This is a genomic window from Catenulispora pinistramenti, from assembly GCF_018274385.1.
Lineage (GTDB): Bacteria > Actinomycetota > Actinomycetes > Streptomycetales > Catenulisporaceae > Catenulispora > Catenulispora pinistramenti.
In genome coordinates this window covers 79336-100102 of record NZ_JAAFYZ010000008.1, presented here as the reverse complement: position 1 = coordinate 100102, position 20767 = coordinate 79336, and the positions used below count along the sequence as shown (strand labels likewise).

At 69.6% G+C, this 20767-nt stretch carries 17 protein-coding genes and 1 pseudogene; 8 read left to right on the top strand and 10 right to left on the bottom strand.

The genetic code is table 11. The features are described 5' to 3' along the window. Positions 1 to 63: 63 nt before the first annotated feature. Entirely contained in the window at positions 64 to 765 is a 702-nt protein-coding gene (locus tag KGQ19_RS04045; protein ID WP_212007686.1) for a response regulator, read from the bottom strand. A gap of 207 nt (positions 766 to 972) precedes the next feature. On the opposite strand from KGQ19_RS04045, the gene pdhA reads away from it, so the two are divergent. The 6 genes and pseudogenes from pdhA (at position 973) to KGQ19_RS04015 (ending at position 8312) form a co-directional block, all read left to right on the top strand. Further along, entirely contained in the window at positions 973 to 2103 is a 1131-nt protein-coding gene (pdhA, locus tag KGQ19_RS04040) for a pyruvate dehydrogenase (acetyl-transferring) E1 component subunit alpha (protein ID WP_212007685.1), read from the top strand. 1 nt (position 2104) lies between these two features. Continuing rightward, positions 2105 to 3100 carry an alpha-ketoacid dehydrogenase subunit beta gene (locus tag KGQ19_RS04035; RefSeq protein ID WP_212007684.1) on the top strand — a complete coding sequence of 332 codons (996 nt, stop codon included), beginning with the start codon at positions 2105 to 2107 and terminating at the stop codon, positions 3098 to 3100. Positions 3101 to 3116: 16 nt separating this feature from the next. Next, entirely contained in the window at positions 3117 to 4616 is a 1500-nt protein-coding gene (locus KGQ19_RS04030) for a dihydrolipoamide acetyltransferase family protein (protein ID WP_212007683.1), read from the top strand. A 109-nt stretch (positions 4617 to 4725) separates the two neighbouring features. Beyond that, positions 4726 to 5469, top strand: a pseudogene (locus tag KGQ19_RS04025) (nitrilase-related carbon-nitrogen hydrolase); the annotation flags it as partial. 125 nt (positions 5470 to 5594) lie between these two features. After that, on the top strand, positions 5595 to 7283 hold the full coding sequence (locus tag KGQ19_RS04020) for a serine/threonine protein kinase (RefSeq protein ID WP_212007681.1): 1689 nt from the start codon (positions 5595 to 5597) through the stop codon (positions 7281 to 7283). Between the two features lie 54 nt (positions 7284 to 7337). Further along, complete coding sequence (locus KGQ19_RS04015; protein WP_230418163.1) at positions 7338 to 8312, top strand: short-chain dehydrogenase/reductase; 975 nt, start codon at positions 7338 to 7340, stop codon at positions 8310 to 8312. A 15-nt stretch (positions 8313 to 8327) separates the two neighbouring features. Here the strand turns inward: KGQ19_RS04015 and KGQ19_RS04010 are convergent, their stop codons facing one another. The 7 genes from KGQ19_RS04010 to dnaK form a co-directional block, all read right to left on the bottom strand. After that, complete coding sequence (locus KGQ19_RS04010) at positions 8328 to 8735, bottom strand: DUF3037 domain-containing protein (protein ID WP_212007680.1); 408 nt, start codon at positions 8733 to 8735, stop codon at positions 8328 to 8330. After that, complete coding sequence (locus KGQ19_RS04005) at positions 8732 to 9595, bottom strand: HipA family kinase (protein ID WP_212007679.1); 864 nt, start codon at positions 9593 to 9595, stop codon at positions 8732 to 8734. The genes KGQ19_RS04010 and KGQ19_RS04005 overlap by 4 nt, the downstream gene beginning before the upstream one ends. A gap of 42 nt (positions 9596 to 9637) precedes the next feature. Next, the gene (clpB, locus tag KGQ19_RS04000) at positions 9638 to 12319 is read right to left on the bottom strand and encodes an ATP-dependent chaperone ClpB (RefSeq protein ID WP_212007678.1); all 2682 of its coding nucleotides are present in this window, start codon (positions 12317 to 12319) and stop codon (positions 9638 to 9640) included. 103 nt (positions 12320 to 12422) lie between these two features. Continuing rightward, positions 12423 to 12893, bottom strand: coding sequence for a heat shock protein transcriptional repressor HspR (locus tag KGQ19_RS51690; RefSeq protein ID WP_212007677.1), 471 nt, complete (start codon positions 12891 to 12893; stop codon positions 12423 to 12425). A gap of 7 nt (positions 12894 to 12900) precedes the next feature. Continuing rightward, the gene (dnaJ, locus tag KGQ19_RS03990) at positions 12901 to 14028 is read right to left on the bottom strand and encodes a molecular chaperone DnaJ (RefSeq protein WP_212007676.1); all 1128 of its coding nucleotides are present in this window, start codon (positions 14026 to 14028) and stop codon (positions 12901 to 12903) included. Between the two features lie 70 nt (positions 14029 to 14098). Beyond that, positions 14099 to 14776: a nucleotide exchange factor GrpE gene (gene grpE / locus KGQ19_RS03985; RefSeq protein ID WP_212007675.1), complete on the bottom strand. Its 678-nt coding sequence runs from the start codon at positions 14774 to 14776 to the stop codon at positions 14099 to 14101. Positions 14777 to 14960: 184 nt separating this feature from the next. Beyond that, entirely contained in the window at positions 14961 to 16835 is a 1875-nt protein-coding gene (gene dnaK / locus KGQ19_RS03980) for a molecular chaperone DnaK (RefSeq protein WP_212007674.1), read from the bottom strand. A 297-nt stretch (positions 16836 to 17132) separates the two neighbouring features. Here dnaK and KGQ19_RS03975 point away from each other — a divergent pair, with 297 nt between their 5' ends. Next, complete coding sequence (locus KGQ19_RS03975; protein WP_212007673.1) at positions 17133 to 17807, top strand: hypothetical protein; 675 nt, start codon at positions 17133 to 17135, stop codon at positions 17805 to 17807. A 55-nt stretch (positions 17808 to 17862) separates the two neighbouring features. Here KGQ19_RS03975 and KGQ19_RS03970 read toward each other — a convergent pair whose 3' ends face one another. Further along, positions 17863 to 18969 (bottom strand): alpha/beta hydrolase, encoded by a 1107-nt coding sequence (locus KGQ19_RS03970; protein WP_212007672.1) that lies wholly within the window; start codon positions 18967 to 18969, stop codon positions 17863 to 17865. A gap of 148 nt (positions 18970 to 19117) precedes the next feature. Between KGQ19_RS03970 and KGQ19_RS03965 the strand changes: the two genes are divergently transcribed. After that, positions 19118 to 20218: a phosphotransferase enzyme family protein gene (locus tag KGQ19_RS03965; RefSeq protein WP_212007671.1), complete on the top strand. Its 1101-nt coding sequence runs from the start codon at positions 19118 to 19120 to the stop codon at positions 20216 to 20218. On the opposite strand, the gene KGQ19_RS03960 is transcribed toward KGQ19_RS03965, so the two are convergent. Continuing rightward, entirely contained in the window at positions 20193 to 20759 is a 567-nt protein-coding gene (locus tag KGQ19_RS03960; RefSeq protein WP_212007695.1) for a bacterial proteasome activator family protein, read from the bottom strand. The genes KGQ19_RS03965 and KGQ19_RS03960 overlap by 26 nt on opposite strands. Positions 20760 to 20767 lie beyond the last annotated feature (8 nt).

Sequence of the window (20767 nt, the reverse complement as noted above, 5' to 3'; positions counted from 1 at the left end):
GCCCATATAAATAGGAGCCCGGGCAAAAGGGAACCACCGCACAGCGCGTACTCAGCGGGAGTATTAGAGCGGGCGCCCAGGAAGATGCCGCACGGCGAACGCCGCGGCCTGGGTCCGCCGCTGCATGGCCAGCTTCGCCAGGATTCCGGTGACGTAGTTCTTCACCGTCTTCTCGGCCAGGTGCAGCCGCTCGCCGATCTGCCGGTTGGTGAGCCCTTCGGCGATCAGCTCCAGGATCCGCGTCTCCGACACCGTCAGGGACGCCAGCTTCGCCGCCGCGCCCTCGCGGTCGACATCCGCCGGAACGATCCCCACCCGCAGGCGGCTCAACAACTGTTCGGTGGCGGTCGGGTCCAACAACGAGCCCCCGCGCGCCACCGTCCGCACCGCGTCCACGAGCGCCGAACCCCGGATGTCCTTCAGGACGTACCCGGCCGCACCGGCCATGATGGCGCCGAACAACGCGTCGTCATCGGAGAACGAGGTCAGCATCAGGCAGCCCAGCCGCGGCATCCGCGACTTCAGCTCGCGGCAGGCCTCGATCCCCGAGCCGTCGGGCAGCCGCACGTCGAGCAGCGCGACATCCGGCCGCGCCGCCTCAGCCGTGGCCAGAGCCTGCGCCACACTGCCGGCTTGGCCTGCCACGTCGATGTCGGGCTCGGCGCTGAGCAGTTCGGCCACCCCGCGCCGCACCAACTCGTGGTCGTCCAGGAGGAAGACACGGATCGTGTCCGTTATATCCGACTTCCCCGCATCAGAGTGCACACCGACAACATAGCGATACTCGAGAGCTTTCGCGTGTTTGGTGGGGGGCATCGCCCAGGCATTGCGCACTGTAACGTGGCCTCTGCACGGCCGAGGGGGATCCACGTCACACCCCGACCGAAACCCGGCGGCCGGCGTCGAACCTCGCTGACCGCGGCGGCGATCCCGCCGTACGTCCGTCTGAGATACGTGTAGAGGAGACATGTAGTGGTGACCTCACGCAAGGGCGCGGGTGGCAAGACCGCTGCTGCGAAGAAGAAAGCCGGTGCCGCGGGCCCGGACCTCGTGCAGCTGCTGACGCCCGAAGGGGACCTGGTCGAGCACCCCGATTACTCGATCGATCTGTCGCCCGAGGAGTACCGCGGCCTGTACCGGGACATGGTCCTGGTCCGCCGCATCGACGCCGAAGGCACGGCGCTACAGCGCCAGGGCGAGCTGGGCCTGTGGGCCCCGCTGCTGGGCCAGGAGGCCGCGCAGGTCGGTTCCGGCCGCGCGCAGACCGCCGAGGACTATGCCTTCCCCACCTACCGCGAACACGGCGTGGCCTGGTGCCGCGACGTGGACCCGGTGAACCTGCTCGGGATGTTCCGCGGCGTGAACAACGGCGGCTGGGACCCGAACGAGAAGAACTTCCACCTCTACACGATCGTGATCGGCTCGCAGACGCTGCACGCCACCGGCTACGCCATGGGCATGCAGCGCGACGGCCGCGAGGCGGCGGTGATCGCCTACTTCGGCGACGGCGCGTCCTCGCAGGGCGACGTCAACGAGGCGTTCGTCTTCGCCAGCGTGAACAACGCCCCGGTGGTCTTCTTCTGCCAGAACAACCAGTGGGCCATCTCCGAGCCCAACGAGCGTCAGTTCCGTGTCCCGCTCTACCAGCGCGCCGCCGGCTTCGGCTTCCCGGGCGTGCGGGTGGACGGCAACGACGTCCTGGCCTGTCTGGCCGTCACCCGTGCCGCTCTCGAGCACTCGCGCAGCGGCAACGGCCCGATTCTGGTCGAGGCGTTCACCTACCGCATGGGCGCGCACACCACCACCGACGACCCGACCCGCTACCGCAGCTCGGAGGAGCTGGAGGAGTGGAAGGCCAAGGACCCGATCATGCGGATGCGGTCCTTCCTGGAGAAGAACAAGTACGCCGACGAGGCCTTCTTCACGGAGGTCGACACCGAGGCGGACACGGTCGCCGCCGACATCCGGGCCCGCTGCGTGGCGCTGCCGGACCCGAAGCCGATCTCGATCTTCGACCACGTCTACGCCGAGCCGCACCCCCTGATGGACGAGGAACGAGCAGAGTACGGGGCTTACTGGGAATCTTTCGAGGGTGCTCACTGACATGGCAGAGTCGACTACCAAGACACAGCAGATCTCTCTGAGCAAGGGCCTGAACCTGGGCCTGCGTCGGGCCCTTGAGGACGACCCGAAGGTCCTGCTCATGGGCGAGGACATCGGCAAGCTCGGCGGAGTCTTCCGGGTCACCGACGGCCTGCAGAAGGACTTCGGCGAGGCCCGCGTCATCGACACCCCGCTGGCCGAGTCCGGCATCGTGGGCACCGCGGTGGGCCTGGCGCTGGCCGGGTACCGGCCGGTGGTGGAGATCCAGTTCGACGGCTTCGTCTACCCGGCGTTCGACCAGATCGTCACCCAGGTCGCCAAGATGCGGGCCCGGGCGCTGGGCAAGGTCAGCATGCCGATCGTGATCCGCATCCCGTTCGGCGGCGGCATCGGCGCGGTCGAGCACCACTCGGAGTCCCCCGAGGCCTACTTCGCGATGACCGCGGGCCTGCGCGTGGTCGCGGCCTCGAACCCGGTGGAGGCCTACTGGATGATCCAGCAGGCCATCGCCTCCGACGACCCGGTGGTCTTCTTCGAGCCCAAGCGCCGCTACTGGGACAAGGCCGAGCTGGACCCGACGGCGACGCCCTACCCGCTCTACGCCTCCCGCGTGGTGCGCCAGGGGACCGACGCCACGGTGGTCGCCTACGGGCCGATGGTGAAGACCTGCCTGGAGGCCGCCAAGGCGGCCGAGGAGGAGGGCCGCTCGCTGGAGGTCATCGACCTGCGGACGCTGTCCCCGCTGGACCTGGAGCCGGTGTTCGCCTCGGTGCGCAAGACCGGCCGTCTGATCACCGTGCACGAGGCCTCGGTCTTCATGGGCATGGGCGCGGAGATCGCCGCGAAGGTCACCGAGAAGTGCTTCTACTCTCTGGAGGCACCGGTCCTGCGCGTCGGCGCTCCGCACACCCCGTACCCGCCGTCGCGGGTCGAGGAGGAGTTCCTGCCGGACCTGGACCGGGTGCTGGACGCCGTCGACCGCGCGTTCGCGTTCTGAGGGATCGGGAGCACACATGGGTGAGATCAAGAGATTCAACCTCCCGGACGTCGGCGAGGGCCTGACCGAGGCCGAGATCCTGGCCTGGTCGGTGAAGGTCGGAGACATCGTCAAGGTCAACCAGATCCTGGTCGAGATCGAGACCGCCAAGGCCGCCGTCGAGCTGCCCTCGCCGTGGGCCGGCAAGATCGTCGAGCTGCTGGTGTCCGAGGGCCAGACGGTCGACGTCGGCACCCCGATCATCGGGATCGACATCGACCCGAGCACGCCGAGCACCAGTGGTGCCGCGGGCGGGGACGACATGACCGCCGGAGTCGCGGCGACCGCCGAGGCGAAGGCGGCCCCGCCAGCCGAGAAGGAGAAGCGCGAAGCGGTCCTGGTCGGCTACGGGGTGAAGCAGGCCGCTGCCGCCCGCCGTCCCCGCAAGACCGCGGCGGCCCCTTCGGCCGCCGACGTCATGGGCGCCTCGCTGCGCGAGGAGCCGGTCGTCGACGACGTCCCGGCCCCGGCGTACTACGGCCAGCCCGCGGGCCGGGAGACGGCCGCTCCGACGGTCCGGGCCCCGGCCTCGACCGTCTCGGTCACGCCGGCCGCGCCATCCGCGCCGATCGGGGCAAAGCCGCTGGCCAAGCCGCCGGTCCGGAAGCTGGCCAAGGACCTCGGCGTCGATCTGGCGTCGGTGGTCCCCACCGGCGTCAACGGCACCGTGACCCGGGAGGACGTCCACGCGGCGGCCTCCGGGACGACGCAGACCGCGCCGAGCGCGGGCACCGCGGCCCCGGCGGCCCCGGCGGCCCCGGCCGCCCCGTTCGTCAACGGCGAGCGCCGGGTCCCGATCCGGGGCGTGCGCAAGGCGACCGCCGCGGCGATGGTGCAGTCGAAGTTCACGGCCCCGCACGTCACCGAGTTCCTGACGGTGGACGTCACCCCGACCATGAAGTTCGTGCAGCGCCTGAAGGAGATGCCGGACTTCAAGGACGTCCGGGTGTCCCCGCTGTTGCTGGTCGCCAAGGCGTTCCTGGTCGCGATGGCCCGGAACCCGGAGATCAACGCCCGCTGGGACGAGGCGAATGGCGAGATCGTCTACTTCGACCACGTCTCGCTGGGCATCGCGGCGGCCACGCCGCGCGGGCTGCTGGTGCCGAACATCAAGGGTGCGGACCTGCTGCCGCTGGTGGAGTTGGGCCGCGCGCTCAACGCCCTCACCGCGGTGGCGCGCGAGGGCAAGACCTCGCTGGCCGACATGACCGGCGCCACGGCGACCATCACCAACGTCGGCGTGTTCGGCGTGGACACCGGCACCCCGATCCTGAACCCCGGCGAGGCGTCCATCCTGGCGTTCGGCGCGGTGCGGGAGCAGCCGTGGGTGCACAAGGGCAAGGTGAAGCCGCGCCAGGTGACGACCCTCGCGCTGTCCTTCGACCACCGCCTGGTCGACGGCGAACTGGGGTCGAAGGTGCTGCGGGACATCGGTGCGGTGCTGGCCGACCCGCTGACCGCGCTGGCCTGGAGCTGATTTCCTAGTAGGGATCCCCATAAGGATCTCTACCCGGGAATCTCTATAGCGGTACCGGCAGAGGCGCACCGGTTCTCAGAACCGGTGCGCCTCTGGCACGATCGAGGGTATGCGCGTATCGCTCATGCAGCTCGTCGTCGACGACGCGGAAGCGCCGCACGACCGCTGGAACCGGGTCGTCAAACTGGTCGAGGCCGAGCGGGAGACGGGAGCCGACCTCATCGTCCTGCCCGAACTCTGGGTGGCCGGCGGGTTCGACTACAAGAGCTGGAGCGATCACGCCGACCCGATCGCCGACAGCGAGCCGATCGCGGCATTGGAGAAGGTGCGGACCCACGAGGGCGCGGGCCCTGAGACATGGCTGCACTTCGGTTCCTATGTAGAGCGCGCAGCTGACGGGACTCTCTATAACACCTCTGTCTTCCGTGGCCCCGGTGGAGTGCGGGCGGAGTACCGCAAGATCCACCGCTTCGGCTTCAGCGAGGGCGAGGCGACGCTGATGGGCGCCGGGGAAGAACTCGTCACCGTTCCCTCTCCCTGGGGGACGCTGGGACTCGCCACTTGTTACGACCTCCGCTTCCCCGAACTGTTCCGCGGACTTCTGGACCGAGGGATGGAGCACCTCGTCATCAGCTCTGCGTGGCCTGCGAAGCGGATCGAGCACTGGCGAGTGCTGCTGAAGGCCCGCGCTATTGAGGACCAGGTTTTCGTCTTCGCCACGAACTGCGTGGGGACCAACGGAGGCGTTCCCCTCGGTGGCCGCTCCGCGGTCATCGACCCCTGGGGGAATGTCGTGGCCGAAGCGGGTACCGGTGAAGAGGTCCTGCGGGTGGACGTGGATCCGGCACTGGTCGCTCAGACGCGTGGCGCGTTGCCAGTTCTCAACGACCGCCGCCTGCGCTGAGGGCCGGGGGGCACGATCCTGAGCTGCTGCCCCATAATGGCCCGGACGCCGTACAGGGGAGGCAGACGTTGAATATGAACGGCAATGTACTCAGGGGGGAGACCGCGGCGACCGACCGGATCGGTCCATACCTGCTCGTCACCCAGCTCGGATCGGGTGCCATGGGCCGGGTGTTCCTCGGCACCGATGCCGCCGGACGGCAGGCCGCCGTCAAGGTGGTCCGGTCCGACCTGGCCGACATCCCGGCGTTCCGCAAGCGCTTCGCGCGGGAGCTACAGGTCGCCGAGCGGGTACACAGTCCGCGCGTCGCGGAGATCTTCAACGCGCAGACCGACGGCCGGCAGCCGTGGCTGGCCACCGAATACGTCCCCGGCCCGACCCTGCAGGACGCCGTGGACCAGGGCGGCGCCTTCGACAACCGACGGCTTCGCGCGCTCGCGGTCGCCGTCGCCCAAGCGCTCCAGGTCATCCACGCCGTGGAGGTGGTCCACCGCGACCTCAAGCCGGCGAACATCCTGCTCGGCCCGGACGGCCCCAAGGTCATCGACTTCGGCGTGGCCCGCGCCCTGGACGCCTCACTGCTGACCAATACGGGCCAGACCCTCGGTACGCCCGCGTACATGTCCCCTGAGCAAGCCGACGGCCGCTCGGTCGAAAGCTCCTCGGACGTGTTCGCGCTCGGCGCGTTACTGGTCTTCGCCGCGACCGGCCGGCTCGCCTTCGGCGACGGCGCCCCGCTGGCGATCCTGCACCGGGTGGTCAACAACGAACCGGACCTCACCGGGGTCGCCGAGGGCGACGAGGCGCTGCGCCGGGTCATCGAAGGCTGTCTGGCCAAGGAACCCGAGGACCGGCCCTCGCCGGAGCAGATCGTGCAGCTCTTCGGCGTCACCGAATGGCAGCCGCTCACCGGGGTGGCGTGGCAGCAGCCGCCGCTCGGCGTGGGGCTGCCGCTGACCGCCAGCGAGTCGTACGACCTGTCCACCATGTCGCTCGCCCCGAGGCGGGCCGGAAAGCGCGCCGCCGTGATCTCCGGCGCCACGGCCGCCGCGCTCGTCCTGGTCGCCGTCGCCATTGCGGAGAGCAGCGGCGGCGGAAAGGGAACATCGGCGGACAGCGCACACACCGGCGGCACGACCGCCGGTTCTCAGCAGAACGGCGGCGCGTTCCCACCCACCGGCGGCTCGTCCGGCAGCGGTTCCGGCGGGCAGACGACGAGCAGCGGTGGTCCTTCTCCGACACCGGGCGGGCAGGTCGCCCCGGTGAAGCCCGGTTCGCCCGGCACGACGCCGGCTCAGGGCGGCTCGCAGCCGGTCACGATCACCTTCTCCGAATCGAACAACCAGAACGATCTACCGTCCTCGTCGGCATCGCACCCGAGCTCGCATCCGTCAACGAAGAAGTCTTCCGCGCCCGCACAGCCGGCCCACAACCCCCCGGTCCCGATGGGCGCCGGTGAGATCACGGCCCTGATCCCGACCTGGTTCGGCGAGCCCACGATGAACATCTCGTGGAAGGCGCACCCCGACGCGACAAGTTACAAACTCCACTACACGATCAGCCCTGGCGTCTCCAGCGGGCTCAACCCACCCCCGGCGACCGACCAGACCATCCCGGTCGACGGCACCAGCTACTCGTATCAATTCACAGCGGGCGGCGTGACCTGTCTCCAACTCGCCGCGGTCAACCAATACGGCGTGTCGGCCTACTATCCGAGCCCGATGACCTGCTTCAACGACGGCGGCCAGCAAACCAGCGGCTGACCGCCCCCGCGGCAGCCCTACCGCCCAGTAAGTTACCGGCGGTAGGGTTCAGTCATGGGAACCTGGGGACCGTCTGGCGTCAGCGGGAAAGTCGTGGTCATCACCGGTGCGGCCCGCGGAATCGGCGCGGACGCGGCACGGCGCCTGGCCCGCGCCGGGGCGAAGGTCGCGCTGGTGGGTCTGGAGCCCGACGAACTCCGTAGGACCGCGGAGTCGTGCGGACCGGACGCCACGGCCTGGGACGCGGACGTCACTTCCTGGGACCAGCTCGGCGCGGCCATCGACGGCATCGTCAACCACTACGGCGGCATCGACGTGGTGGTGGCCAACGCCGGCGTGGCTCCGACCGGCTTCATCCGCTCCATCGACCCGGCGGCCTTCGAGCGCACCATCGAGATCAACCTGCTCGGGGTCTGGCGGACGGTCCGCACCGCCCTCCCGCACATCATCAAGAGCAAGGGCTATGTCCTCGTGGTCACCTCGGCCGCGGCCCTCATCCACCCGCCGGCGCTGGCCGCGTACACGGCTTCCAAGGCCGGCGCCGAAGCGTTCGGCGACAGCCTGCGGGCCGAAGTGAAGCACCTCGGCGTGGACGTCGGCGTGGCCTACTTCTCCTGGATCAAGACGGACCTGGTGACCAGCGCGGACTCGCATCCGGTCCTCGGGAAGTTCCGCAAGGCCGCACCCGGCCCGGCATCCCGCGTGTACCCGGTGGAGAAGGTCGGCCAGGCGGTCGTCGCCGGCATCACCAAACGCAGCCGGGTCATCTGCGTGCCGTCCTGGCTCAACAACCTGCGCCGCTTCCACGGCATGCTGCCCGCGATCGTGGAGAAGGCGAACGCCCGGGCCACCGCACGCGCGGACCGCGAGATGATCGCGGACGTCGAGAAGCGGGGCGCCGAGGCGGCATCGCGGCTGACCGGTCCCGGCGGCGCGGCGGCCCAAGCAGCCCAAGCAGCCAAGGCGGCAGCCACAGCGTCGGAAACGCTAAAGGAATCAGCGACTACTACCTCTGCAGAGAACGCATAGCTACGGCTACTGCCTCTACAGAGAAGGCACAGCAGCCGACTTCAGCCCGAGCACCGAACCGGCCACCCGGTCCAGCGCCGCCGCGGGATCGGCGGTGAGTCCGGTGTGCACCGGACCCGGCTGCACCACCGTGGAACGCGGCGCGATCAGCCACCGGAACCGTCGCCCCAGTGTGTCCTGTCCGGCGGGACCAGAGTCCGGTCCGCCGCAGCACACCTTGGCGATGGCGCCGAGCAGCGCCTCGATCCCCTCGACGTCCGCTGTGGGATCCAGTGCGCGCACCCGCACAGCGTCCATCTGCGTGGTGCATCCGAGGAAGTCGAGCTGCTGGCAGTAGAGCACCACGCCGACGTTGACGTACTCCCCGCGCTCCACGCGGGGAACGGCGCGCAATACCGAGTACTCGTAAGGCTGAACGCTCATTTCACGCGCCCCTGCATCCAGTTCGGGTGCTTCGCCTTAAGGCGTGCCTTGAGATCAGAGCTGTCCAGAGCCCGCGCAGCTTCCTGTGCAGAGCTATCCACAACCTGTGGAAACCACTCGCGCGGTCCCGCTACCCGGGTCGACAAGTAGCCCACATACGCCTCGCGCACTTCTTCGGGAGATCCGAATCCGGGCTCGTCCGCCAGCCACTCATCCGGGACCATCGCCACGACCGACCGCAGCAACTCCTCGGTGACGAGCGGAGCCAGCGCGGCATCGGCAGCCGGCATGTCCTTCGCATAGGAGGCAAGCACATGGTCGCCCGCGTCAAAAGGCGCCAGGGCACCCTTCTGCGCGCCCGGCCAGTTGTGATGGAAGATCAGCGAAGCGCCGTGGTCGATCAGGTAGAGCTTGCGGTGCCACAGCAACAGATTCGGGTTCCGCCACGACCGGTCGACGTTCCGCACCAACGCGTCGAACCACACGATGCGGCTGGCCAGTTCGGACTCCACGGGAAACGCTAAAGGGTCATATCCCAGTGAACCCGGCAGATAGTCCATACCGAGGTTCAACCCCTTGCTCCCCTTAAGGAGTTCCTGGATCTCCTGATCCGGCTCGGCGGCGCCGATCGCCGGATCCAGCTCGATCCCGACCAGGGCCGGCACCGGCAGGCCCAGGGCCCGGGCCAGTTCCCCGGCGACGACCTCGGCGACCAGGGCCTTGCGACCCTGGCCGGCCGAGCGGAACTTCACCACGTACGTCCCGAGGTCCGAGGCCTCGACCAGTCCGGGCAGCGAACCGCCCTCGCGGAGCGGGGTCACGTACCGGGTGGCGGTGACGGTCGGCAATACGGCAGGCATGGTCACCACGCTAACCGCACCGACGCTGGTTGATCATCCGCATTACGACGACCGCGACGACGGCGGCTCGGGCCGCACCGACGACTCGTCCTCGGCCGACGCCTGCGCCGGGGACTGCGAGCTGATCACCAGCGCGTCGTCCTCGATGTCCACGTCCACCCGCACCGTGTCCCCGTCCCGGATCTCCCCGGCCAGCAGCCGGCGGGCCAGCGGGTCGCCGATCGAGGACTGCACCAGGCGGCGCAGCGGCCGGGCCCCGAAGGCCGGCTCGTACCCGGCGATCGCCAGCCAGTCGGAGGCACCCGGGGTGACCTCCAGCGTCAGCCGCCGGTCGGCCAGGCGCGCGGCCAGTTTGCGGACCTGGATGCCGACGATCTTGCCGAGCTCGCTGGTGCCCAGCGGGTCGAAGATCACCTGCGCGTCCAGCCGGTTCAGGAACTCCGGCTTGAAAGCCGCCCGCACCGCGCTGTCCACCCGCTGGCGCCGGTCCAGCCGGGCCTGCGCCGGGTCCAGGGCCTCGTCAATCGTCAGGTCGAAGCCGGAGGTCCCCAGGTTGGAGGTGAGGATCAGGATCGTGTTGCGGAAGTCCACGGTGCGGCCCTGGCCGTCGGTGAGCCGGCCGTCGTCCAGCACCTGCAGCAGCACGTCGAAGATCTCCGGGTGCGCCTTCTCGACCTCGTCGAGCAGCACCACCGAGTACGGCCGGCGGCGCACGGCCTCGGTCAGCTGGCCGCCCTCCTCGTAGCCGACGTAGCCGGGAGGGGCGCCGACCAGCCGGGCCACCGAGTGCTTCTCGGAGTACTCCGACATGTCGATGCGCACCATGGCGTGCTCGTCATCGAACAGGAAGTCCGCCAACGCCTTGGCCAGCTCGGTCTTGCCGACGCCGGTCGGGCCGAGGAACAGGAACGAGCCGGTCGGGCGGTCCGGGTCGGAGATGCCCGCGCGGGCGCGCCGCACCGCGTCGGAGACCGCGGCCACCGCCTCGGTCTGGCCGATCAGCCGCTTCCCGATCCGCTCCTCCATGTGCAGCAGCTTCTCCGTCTCGCCTTCCAGCAGCCGGCCGGCCGGGATGCCGGTCCAGGCGCCGACCACCTCGGCGATGTCGTCCGGGCCGACGTCCTCCTTGACCATCGGCTCGACGGCCTCGGCCTGGTCGACCGTGGTGGACGCGGTCTCCAGCTCGGCCTCGACGGCCGGGATCTCGGCGTAGAGCAGCCGGGAGGCGGTCTCGAAGTCGCCGGACCGCTGGGCCAGCTCGACCTGCGACTTCATCGCGTCCAGCCGCTGTTTCAGCTCGCCGACCCGGTTCAGGCCGCCCTTCTCCTGCTCCCAGCGCGCGATCAGGGCGTTGAGGGTCTCCTGCCGGTCGGCCAGGTCCAGCCGCAGCCGGGCCAGCCGGTCGCGGGAGGCCGGGTCGTGCTCCTTTGCCAGCGCCAGCTCTTCCATTTTCATGCGGTCCACGGTGCGCTGCAGCTCGTCGATCTCCACCGGACGGGAGTCGATCTCCATGCGCAGCCGGGAGGCGGCCTCGTCGATCAGGTCGATGGCCTTGTCCGGCAGGAAGCGCGAGGTGATGTAGCGGTGCGAGAGAGTCGCGGCGGCGACCAGCGCGGTGTCCGAGATGGCGACCTTGTGGTGCGCCTCGTAGCGGCCCTTGAGCCCGCGCAGGATCGCGATGGTGTCCTCAACCGTCGGCTCGTCTACCAGCACCTGCTGGAAGCGGCGCTCCAGCGCCGGGTCCTTCTCGATCCGCTCTCGGTACTCGTCCAGCGTGGTCGCGCCGACCATCCGCAGCTCGCCGCGGGCCAGCATGGGCTTGAGCATGTTGCCGGCGTCCATCGCCGAATCGCCGGTCGCGCCCGCCCCGACCACCGTGTGCAGCTCGTCAATGAAGGTGATGACCTGGCCGTCGGAGTCCTTGATGTCGGCCAGGACCGCCTTCAGGCGCTCCTCGAACTCGCCGCGGTACTTCGCGCCGGCCACCATCGCGCCCAGGTCCAGGGACACCAGGCGCTTGTCGCGCAGGCTTTCCGGGACATCGCCGGCGATGATGCGCTGGGCCAGGCCCTCGACCACGGCGGTCTTGCCGACGCCGGGCTCTCCGATCAGCACCGGGTTGTTCTTGGTCCGGCGGGAGAGCACCTGCACCACCCGGCGGATCTCGGCGTCGCGGCCGATCACCGGGTCCAGCTTGCCGTCCCGCGCCGAGGCGGTCAGGTCGACCCCGTACTTCTCCAGCGCCTGGTAGGTGGCCTCCGGATCCTGCGAGGTCACCCGCGAGGAGCCGCGCACCTTGCTGAAGGCCTCGCGCAGCGCCTTCGGCGTGGCCCCGGCCTTCTTGAGCAGTTCGGCGGTGGCGTCGTTGCCCAGCGCCAGGCCGACCAGCAGGTGCTCGGTCGAGACGTACTCGTCGTCGAGCTTGCGGGCCTCGTCGCCGGCGGCGTTCAGGGCGTTGAGCGTGTTGCGGGCCAGGGTCGGCGCGGAGACGGTCGACCCGCTGGCCGACGGCAGCCGCTCAGCGGCGGCCGCGACCGCCTGGCTGAGCGCGACGCGGTCCACCCCGACGGCCTCCAACAGCGGCCGGGTGGTGCCTTCGACCTGGCCGAGCAGGGCCAGCAGCACCTGGACGGTCTCGACCTGAGGGTTGCCCGCGCGGGTGGCCTCGCGGATCGCGACGCTCAGGGCCTCCTGACTCTTGGTCGTCAGCTTCTGCGAATCCACAGTGAGTCCTCCACGCCTTTAAAGCAGATCAATACAGATCAGCCCCCCGAAATTCAGTTATCAGCGCGTTGCGTGGCGCCAGCCGTTCAGTGGCGCGCAGCGCTCACTTGCCCTGCGGCTTCCACACCGCCAGCGCCGTGGTGAACGTCGCGGGCAGGGCGGGCAGCAGGTCGCCGCGGTACCCGGGCGGGGCCGGCGGCAGCGGGGCGGTCGGCTGCGACGGCACCGGCATCGCGACCGGAACCGCGCTCTGGGTCGGGTAGAGGGTGACGGCCTCGAGTTCGGCGACCCGCCGGGACAGGGCCGCGACCTGCTCCTCGAGTTCGCGGATCCGCTTGATCCCGGCCAGGTTCACGCCCTCGTCCTGGGACAGCCGCTGCACTTCGCGCAGCGTGTCGACGTCCCGGGCCGAGTAGCGGCGGCCGCCGCCGCCGGTACGCTCCGGGCAGACGATGCCCAGCCGGTCGTACTGGCGCAGGGTCTGCGGGTGCATCCCGGCCAGCTGGGCCGCGACGGAGATGACGTAGACCGGCGTCTCCTCGGTCAAGGGCAGGAACGGGTTCTTGGAAGCCATCAGTCCCTCACTCTCCCTTAGCCGCGTCCAGCAACTCCGCCCGCGGGTGGTGGTTGCCGGTCGCCTCCTGGTACTTCTGCAGCGCCGCCCGGGCGTCGTCGCCGATCTCGGCCGGGACCGCGATCTCGAAGCGGACCAGCAGATCGCCCTTGGTGCCGTCCTTGCGCGCCACACCCCGGCCGCGGACCCGCAGTACCCGGCCGTTCTGCGAGTTGGCCGGCAGCTTCACCGTCACCGGCATGCCGCCCAGGGTCGGGACCTGGATGTCCGCGCCCAGCACCGCCTCGGGGTAGGTGACGGGCACGGTCACGGTCAGGTTGTCGTCCTCGCGTCCGAAGACCGCGTGCGGGCTCACATGGACCACCACATAGAGGTCGCCGGCCGGGCCGCCGCGCTCGCCGGAGGCACCCTTGCCCTTGAGCCGGATGCGCTGGCCGTCGCGGACGCCCGCCGGGATACGGGCCTGGATCGTCCGGGAACTGGCGGCCCGGCCGGAGCCGTGGCACACCGGGCAGGGGTCGTCGACCAGCAGGCCGCGGCCCTTGCAGTCCCGGCAGGGTTCGGAGAAGGCGAAGCCGCCCTGGTTCCGGCTCACCTGGCCGGTGCCCGAACAGGTCGGGCACACCCGGGGGGTGGTCCCGGCCTTGGCCCCGGTGCCCGAACAGGCCGAGCAGGGGGTGTCCGAGGTCAACCGGAGCGAGACCGTGGCGCCGTCGATGGAGTCGCTGAACTTCAGCGTCACCTCCGACTCCACGTCCGAGCCGCGCCGGGCCTGGGTGGTACGCCCGGTGGTGCCGGTACCGCCCGTGGTCGGCCCGCCGGTGCGGTTGAACAGCCCGCCGAGCAGGTCTCCGAGGTCGAAGTTGAACCCGCCGGCGCCGGCACCGCCCGGCGGCCGGAAGCCGCCGTTGCCGAAGACCGAGCGCGAGTCGTCGTACTCCTTGCGCCGCTTGTCGTCGGACAAGACGTCGTAGGCCTCGGAGATCTCCTTGAACTTCTCCTCAGACGCCGCGTCGCCCTTGTTGGCGTCCGGATGGTACTGGCGTGCCAGTTTCCGGTAGGCCTTCTTGATGTCGGCGACCGGTGCGTCCTTGGGGACTCCGAGGATCTTGTAGTAGTCCTTGTTGACGGCCACCTAAACCCACGCCTCCCGTCCGGGTTGTGCCATGTCGTTCACGTGTCGTCTACGCCGGCAGCCTCGGGGCTCACAGCCCCGAATCGTCGTCGTCGTCGACTTCCACAGCGGGTTCGGCCTCTGTCTTCTTCCCCGCCGCGCCCTTGGCGGCAGGGGCGGAGACCTCAGCCGCGGCCGGCTTGGGCTTGGCGGCCGGCTCGGGCGCCGACTCGGTCTCCGGTGCCGGTCCGGGCTCGGCGACCTGTACCTGGGCCGCGCGGACCACACGCTCGCCGATCCGGTAGCCGGGACGGAACAGCACCGCCACGGTCACCTCGTCCACGTCCGGGGACGTGATGCTCATCAGCGCCTCGTGCAGGTTCGGGTCGAAGACCTCGCCCGCCGCGCCGAACCGGGCCAGGCCCAGCTTGGCCACCACGGCCTCGAACGCCTCGCCGACCTGCCGGAAGCCGCCTTCCAACTCGCCGTGCTCGCGGGCCCGGCCGATGTCGTCCAGCACCGGCAGCAGCTCGGACAGCGCACCGGCCACAGCGGTCTCCTTGACCACCTGGCGGTCGCGCTCCACGCGCTTCTTGTAGTTGCTGAACTCGGCCTGCAGCCGCTGCAGGTCGTTGGTGCGTTCGGCCAACTCCGTCTGCACGCCCTGCAGCTCATTGGTCCGCTCGGCGAGTTTGGCCAGCAGCTCGGTCACCGCGAGGTTGGCGCGCTCTCCCTCGCCCTCCCGCTCGGCCGCATACTCGTCGCTCACGAATGGTCCTCCTGAACCGCCGCTTCCCCATGGTCCGGGAAGGCTTCAGTGTCGCTGGGGGTGGCGCCGTACGGGGCGGTCCATCATCCGCTGATGGTCCTGCCCCGCACGGCGCCGTCTAGCCGTCGTACTTCTCTGCCTGTCAGCTTCGCCGATCAGCGCGAACCTGAGGGGCCGGCCTGACTCAGGCCTGGCCGCCCTTGCCCTCGTCGACGATCTCGGCGTCCACCACGTCGTCCTCGGCGGCGCCGCCGCCAGGAGCGCCGGTCGGCTCCTCACCGGGCGCGGCGCCCTCGCCGGAAGCCTGCGCCTGCTGGTACAGCGCGGCGCCGAGCTTCTGGCTGGTGGTCGCCAGCTTCTCCGAAGCCGAGCGGATGTTCGCCGAGTCCTCGCTCTTGAGGGCTTCCTTGGTCTCGCCGATCGCGGCGTCGACCTCGGACTTCACATCGGCCGGGACCTTGTCCTCGTTGTCCTTGAGGAACTTCTCGGTCGAGTAGACCAGGGACTCGGCCTGGTTGCGGACCTCGGCGTCCTCGCGGCGCTTGTGGTCCTCGTCGGCGTACTGCTCGGCCTCGCGCATCATCCGGTCGATCTCGTCCTTCGGCAGCGCCGAGCCACCGGTGATGACCATCGACTGCACCTTGCCGGTGCCCAGGTCCTTGGCCGAGACGTTGACGATGCCGTTGGCGTCGATGTCGAAGGTGACCTCGATCTGCGGCAGCCCGCGCGGCGCCGGCGGCAGGCCGGTCAGCTCGAACATGCCCAGCCGCTTGTTGTAGGCCGCGATCTCGCGCTCGCCCTGGTAGACCTGGATCTGCACCGAGGGCTGGTTGTCCTCGGCGGTGGTGAAGGTCTCCGAGCGCTTGGTCGGGATCGTGGTGTTCTTCTCGATCAGCTTGGTCATGATGCCGCCCTTGGTCTCGATCCCCAGGGACAGCGGGGTGACGTCGAGCAGCAGGACGTCCTTGACCTCGCCCTTGAGCACACCGGCCTGCAGCGCGGCGCCGACCGCCACCACCTCGTCCGGGTTGACGCCCTTGTTCGGCTCCTTGCCGCCGGTCAGCTCGCGGACCAGGTCGGCCACGGCCGGCATCCGGGTGGAACCGCCGACCAGCACCACGTGCTCGATCGCGCTCAGCGGGACGCCGGCGTCCTTGATCACCTGGTGGAACGGGGTCTTGCAGCGGTCCAGCAGGTCCGAGGTGAGCTGCTGGAACTGCGAGCGGGTCAGCTTCTCGTCCAGGTGCAGCGGGCCCTCGGCGCTGGCGGTGATGTAGGGCAGGTTGATCGAGGTCTCGGTGGAGCTGGACAGCTCGATCTTGGCCTTCTCACCGGCCTCGCGCAGCCGCTGCATGGCCATCTTGTCCTTGGACAGGTCCACGCCGTGCGCGTTCTTGAACTGGGTCACCAGCCACTCGACGACCTTGTTGTCCCAGTCGTCGCCACCGAGGTGGTTGTCGCCGTTGGTGGCCTTCACCTCGATGGTGGAGAAGCCGTCGTCGTCCTTGCCGACTTCCAGCAGCGAGACGTCGAAGGTACCGCCGCCGAGGTCGAAGACCAGGATGGTCTGGTCGCCCTCGCCCTTGTCCAGGCCGTAGGCCAGGGCCGCGGCGGTGGGCTCGTTGACGATGCGCAGGACGTTCAGGCCCGCGATCTCGCCGGCCTCCTTGGTGGCCTGGCGCTCGGAGTCGGAGAAGTAGGCCGGGACGGTGATGACCGCGTCGGTGACCTTCTCGGACAGGTAGGACTCGGCGTCGCGCTTCAGCTTCTGCAGGATGAACGCCGAGATCTGCTGCGGGGTGAACGACTTGTCGTCGACCCCGATCTTCCAGTCGGTGCCCATGTGGCGCTTGACCGACCGGATGGTGCGCTCCACGTTGGTGACGGCCTGGCGCTTGGCGACCTCGCCGACCAACACTTCGCCGTTCTTGGCGAAGGCCACCACGGACGGCGTCGTCCGGGAGCCCTCGGCGTTGGTGATGACGGTGGGCTCGCCACCTTCCAGGACGCAGACGACGGAGTTCGTCGTCCCGAGGTCGATGCCGACCGGACGTGCCATGGGGATTCCTCCGCGAAAGACGTTTCGTTGCTGACGCGTGCCCATGGAGTGGGGAAGGCCCGCGACAGGTTGAGTCGAGTTCGCTCAATAATGCACGGTGCGGCGACCCGAAGTCAAAAGGTTGCGCGGATGACGCTCAACTTTGATGCGTTAGTTGCGGATGACCTGCACAGATGCCTAACAGAAGGCCTGACACGCGGTACCGCCCGGACGGCCGTCCAGACCCGGCGTCGACATGCACAGTACCGATCGACGGCTTACCGTCGGCCTGAGGGGGCGGCGGAAGGAGCCTGAAACATGCGGAACGTCCTCGGCGGCCTCCTGGCACTGATCGGCGCGGCGGCCACACTCTTCAGCCCTTGGAAGGCCTGGTACAACAACCGGCACGGCAGTACCTACAAGTTCTGGGAGGTCTTCGGGTCCGGGATCTCCCCCTCCGGGTCCGGGGTCATGGACTCGGTCTTCCTGGTCTTCCTGGTCATGGCGGTGCTGGCGGTGGCCGGTGTGCTGCTGCGCTCGCGGGCGCTGGTGGGCTTCGCCGGCGTGGTCGCGTTCGGCTTCACCATCCTGTGGATGGTGCGGCAGGGCCAGGCGGCCGGCGAGCTGACCATCACCGGCACGAACAGCCGGGGTCTGGGCACCGGCCTGGGCTACGCGTTCGGCGGCGGACTGCTGATGATCATCGGGTCGCTGCTGATGGCCGGCCGGCCGCAGCGGGCCCCGAAGGCCGAGCGGGCCGAGGCCGGGGCGGCCGATCGGGCGACGGGTACCGCCGCGGCGACATCCGCACCGCCCGCGATCGCGACGACCGCGCCGGCGGACAAGCACCCGGCGGGGGCGGGCGGCGCTACGGCCGCGCCCGCCCCGGCGGCGTCGTCCGAACGCACCGGCACGGAACGGCTCAGCAAGGAGGAGCGGCAGATGCTCGGCCTGGACGAGGACGCCTCGGCCAGGCCCAAGTCGCAGAACTGAGCGCCGCGGCGGCGGGCGCGCCGGAGCCATGTTTCCCGTGAAACAGCCCGGCGCGTCAGCCGTTCGACGCCGAGGCGGATACTGATGCCGACGCCGAGACCGGGGCAGGCGCCGACGTGGCGGCGGCTGGATCGGCCGTGAATCCCTGGTCCAGGAAGGTGATCACCTTCGGGAAGGACCCGGTGACGAAGTCGTAGGTGTGCCCGCCGGGCTCCAGATGCCAGTTCAGATCAACGCCGCAGTCGCAGTCGTCCAGCCGCTGGGCGAACTCGGCAGCCTCACCGTTGATCAGCGGATCGGGGTCGTCCTCGTCCTCCAGCAGCAGCACCCGTTTCCCGGCGGCCTTCTGGACCATGTCGTCCGGGGTGTTGGCGGCCTGCAGCTTGGCGTCCGAGCCGAACATCCCAGCGGGGTCGTCGACGTGGAAGTAACCGGCCATCGAGACGAACTGGCCGAACAGGTCGGGGTGCCGCAACGCCAGGTTGGCCGCGCCATAGCCGCCCATCGAGAAGCCCGCGATCGCGCGCATGCTCGCCGGCAGCGGCGTCTTGCCCTCGACCGCCGGGAGCACGTTCTTGATCAGGTAGGTCTCGACCATGTCCTTGCCGTCGGCGGCGTCGGCCCATTCGGTGTCGTCGTGCGCGGTGCCGCCGCCGGTCGGCGCGGCCACGATGAAGGGCGCCTGGCCGCCGGTGGTGAACGCCTGGTCGAGGACGTCCTTAACGGCCTCCATCATGCGGTCCGGCTCACCGGGATCCCCGTGGAGCCAGTACACCACCGGCAGGACGACCCCGGCCGGCACCGCGGGGCGGTAGACCAGGACCGGCCGGGTCTTCATGTCGGTGTCCGCTGAGGGCACGTTCAGCGTCGTGACCGTGCCCGGCCCGGTGGCCTTCGGCACCGCGTGCCAGGTGATCGTCCCGGGCGCCGAGGCTATGGAGTCGTCGGTCGTGGAATCGGTCAGCGGAGCGGTCGGGGGCGCGACCGGGGTGGCGTCGTCAGCGCTCTGATGCTTGCCGAAGTGGTGGGTGGCGTAGCCGAAGGCCACCCCGGAGCCCGCGACCAGCATGGTGCTCAGGACGAAGAGCGCGAAGCCCCGCAGCGCGTTCCACCTGCTGCGTTTGCGCGCGCGACGGTGACCTCTCGCCGCGCTGGCCGCCATAGCCCGTCCGCCTCCCCGCCCCACGCCGGAGCGCTGCGCGCGCGCCGTCCGGACTGGGACGGCACACCGGATGTCCACTGGTTCATTCGAGGCTAGTCAGCACACATAAAGCGCAGGTTAAGGATGATCCGCAATGTAGAGTGCGCGCATGCCCGGGACATCAGGGCCACTCCAGGCGCTGTTTCTGCGGTTCGGGCTGCCGGCGCCGACCGCTTTCCACGCCGTCGACAGCGGGCTCCTCAACCGGTCATACCAGATTATCTGCACAGATCAGCGCTACTTCTTGAAGCACTATCTGCCCTGGCGGGGAATCGGTTCCGGTCTTCCCGACGCGTACGGACGCACGCGCTCAGCGGCGCAGACCCTGCGGTGGCAGCACGAAGCCGTGATCCGATTACAGGCGGCGGGTCTCCCCGCAGTCGCCCCGCTCAGGGATTTACGTGGCAGTACAGTCGCATATGTGCGAGGACGCCCTTTTGCGGTGTTCCCCTGGAATGACGGAGTACACCGTCATGGCCGGCATATGCAGGATGTTGACGCGCGCCGTTTAGGCGTCCTGCTGGCCGAGATCCACACCGGCCTGGAGCGGGTCCTCCCCCCGGTTCCGCAACCGCTGTTCGTCGCGACCAAGTCCGAACTACACGCCGTCGCAGAGGCGGAACAGTTCCTGGCGCTGATCGACCGGCGTCCTGAGCGGGACGACATGGACCAGCTCTCCGCGCACCGATTACGGGAGCGATTAGCGCTCCTCTCCGAAGTCGCGCACCTGCGCCCCGCGCCCGGTGCCTGCGCGACCACCGGCTACATCCACGGCGACTTCCACGCGGGGAACGTCATGTGGTCGGCGCGGGAACCCGGCAGCCGGGTGACGGCGATCGTCGACTGGGAGAAGACAGCGGTCGCGCCTTGTGGGGACGAGGTAGTGAGTACCGCATTAGTGTTCTTCACGGGGGAGTACACAGGTCAGCTCGACCTGGATCTGGTACGCGCGTTCATCGCGGGCTATGTCTCGGCCCGGCCGCGGTTCTCCGAACGGGAACTCACTGACTCCGTACGCCGTGTCTGGTGGGAGCGGCTGACCGACTTCTGGATCCTGACATGGCACTACCACCATGCCGACCACCGCGCGGACTCGCTGTTCCCCGCCACCGCGGCACTGGTGCCGTGGTGGACGGAGAACTACGACAAGGTCCGGGACGCGTTCTTGGAGGGCGCCGGCGCGGCTACAGGTACGGTCCCGCGCCGCTGATCCGCCCCGGCTGCTGCTCGCCGTCCGCGGGCATTCCAGGCGGCACCGAACCGGGCGGCAGCGCCCGCCGGATCTGCTCCAGCTGCGCCCGCGCGGCCATCTGCTGCGCGAACAGCGCGGTCTGGATGCCGTGGAACAGCCCCTCCAGCCAGCCGACCAGCTGCGCCTGCGCGATCCGCAGCTCGGGCTCGCTGGGCACCTCGTCCTCGGCGAACGGCAGCGACAACCGCTCCAGCTCGGCGACCAGCTCCGGGGCCAGGCCCTTCTCCAGCTCGGCGATCGAGGAGCGGTGGATCTCCCGCAGCCGAGCCCGGGAGGCCTCGTCCAGAGGCGCCGCCCGGACCTCCTCCAGCAGCTGCTTGATCATCGAGCCGATCCGCATCACCTTCGCCGGCTGCTCGACCATCTCGGCGACGTTCATCGGGTTCTCGCCGGACTCCTCGTCCCCGTGAACCCCGCCGGCCGCCTCGGCCGGCACCACGATCACCCGGCCGGCCAGGTCGTCCTCGTGCTCGGGGTCGGTGTTCAGGCTCATGTTCATCGCTCCGA

Excerpts from the sequence above, each read along its gene's own strand:
- KGQ19_RS04035 (WP_212007684.1), top strand. The coding sequence starts at position 2,105 with ATGGCAGAGTCGACTACCAAGACACAGCAGATCTCTCTGAGCAAGGGC.
- KGQ19_RS04030 (WP_212007683.1), top strand. The coding sequence starts at position 3,117 with ATGGGTGAGATCAAGAGATTCAACCTCCCGGACGTCGGCGAGGGCCTG.
- KGQ19_RS04020 (WP_212007681.1), top strand. The coding sequence starts at position 5,595 with ATGAACGGCAATGTACTCAGGGGGGAGACCGCGGCGACCGACCGGATC.
- KGQ19_RS04015 (WP_230418163.1), top strand. The coding sequence starts at position 7,338 with ATGGGAACCTGGGGACCGTCTGGCGTCAGCGGGAAAGTCGTGGTCATC.
- KGQ19_RS04010 (WP_212007680.1), bottom strand. The coding sequence starts at position 8,735 with ATGAGCGTTCAGCCTTACGAGTACTCGGTATTGCGCGCCGTTCCCCGC.
- KGQ19_RS04005 (WP_212007679.1), bottom strand. The coding sequence starts at position 9,595 with ATGCCTGCCGTATTGCCGACCGTCACCGCCACCCGGTACGTGACCCCG.
- KGQ19_RS51690 (WP_212007677.1), bottom strand. The coding sequence starts at position 12,893 with ATGGCTTCCAAGAACCCGTTCCTGCCCTTGACCGAGGAGACGCCGGTC.
- dnaK (WP_212007674.1), bottom strand. The coding sequence starts at position 16,835 with ATGGCACGTCCGGTCGGCATCGACCTCGGGACGACGAACTCCGTCGTC.
- KGQ19_RS03975 (WP_212007673.1), top strand. The coding sequence starts at position 17,133 with ATGCGGAACGTCCTCGGCGGCCTCCTGGCACTGATCGGCGCGGCGGCC.
- KGQ19_RS03970 (WP_212007672.1), bottom strand. The coding sequence starts at position 18,969 with ATGGCGGCCAGCGCGGCGAGAGGTCACCGTCGCGCGCGCAAACGCAGC.
- KGQ19_RS03965 (WP_212007671.1), top strand. The coding sequence starts at position 19,118 with ATGCCCGGGACATCAGGGCCACTCCAGGCGCTGTTTCTGCGGTTCGGG.
- KGQ19_RS03960 (WP_212007695.1), bottom strand. The coding sequence starts at position 20,759 with ATGAACATGAGCCTGAACACCGACCCCGAGCACGAGGACGACCTGGCC.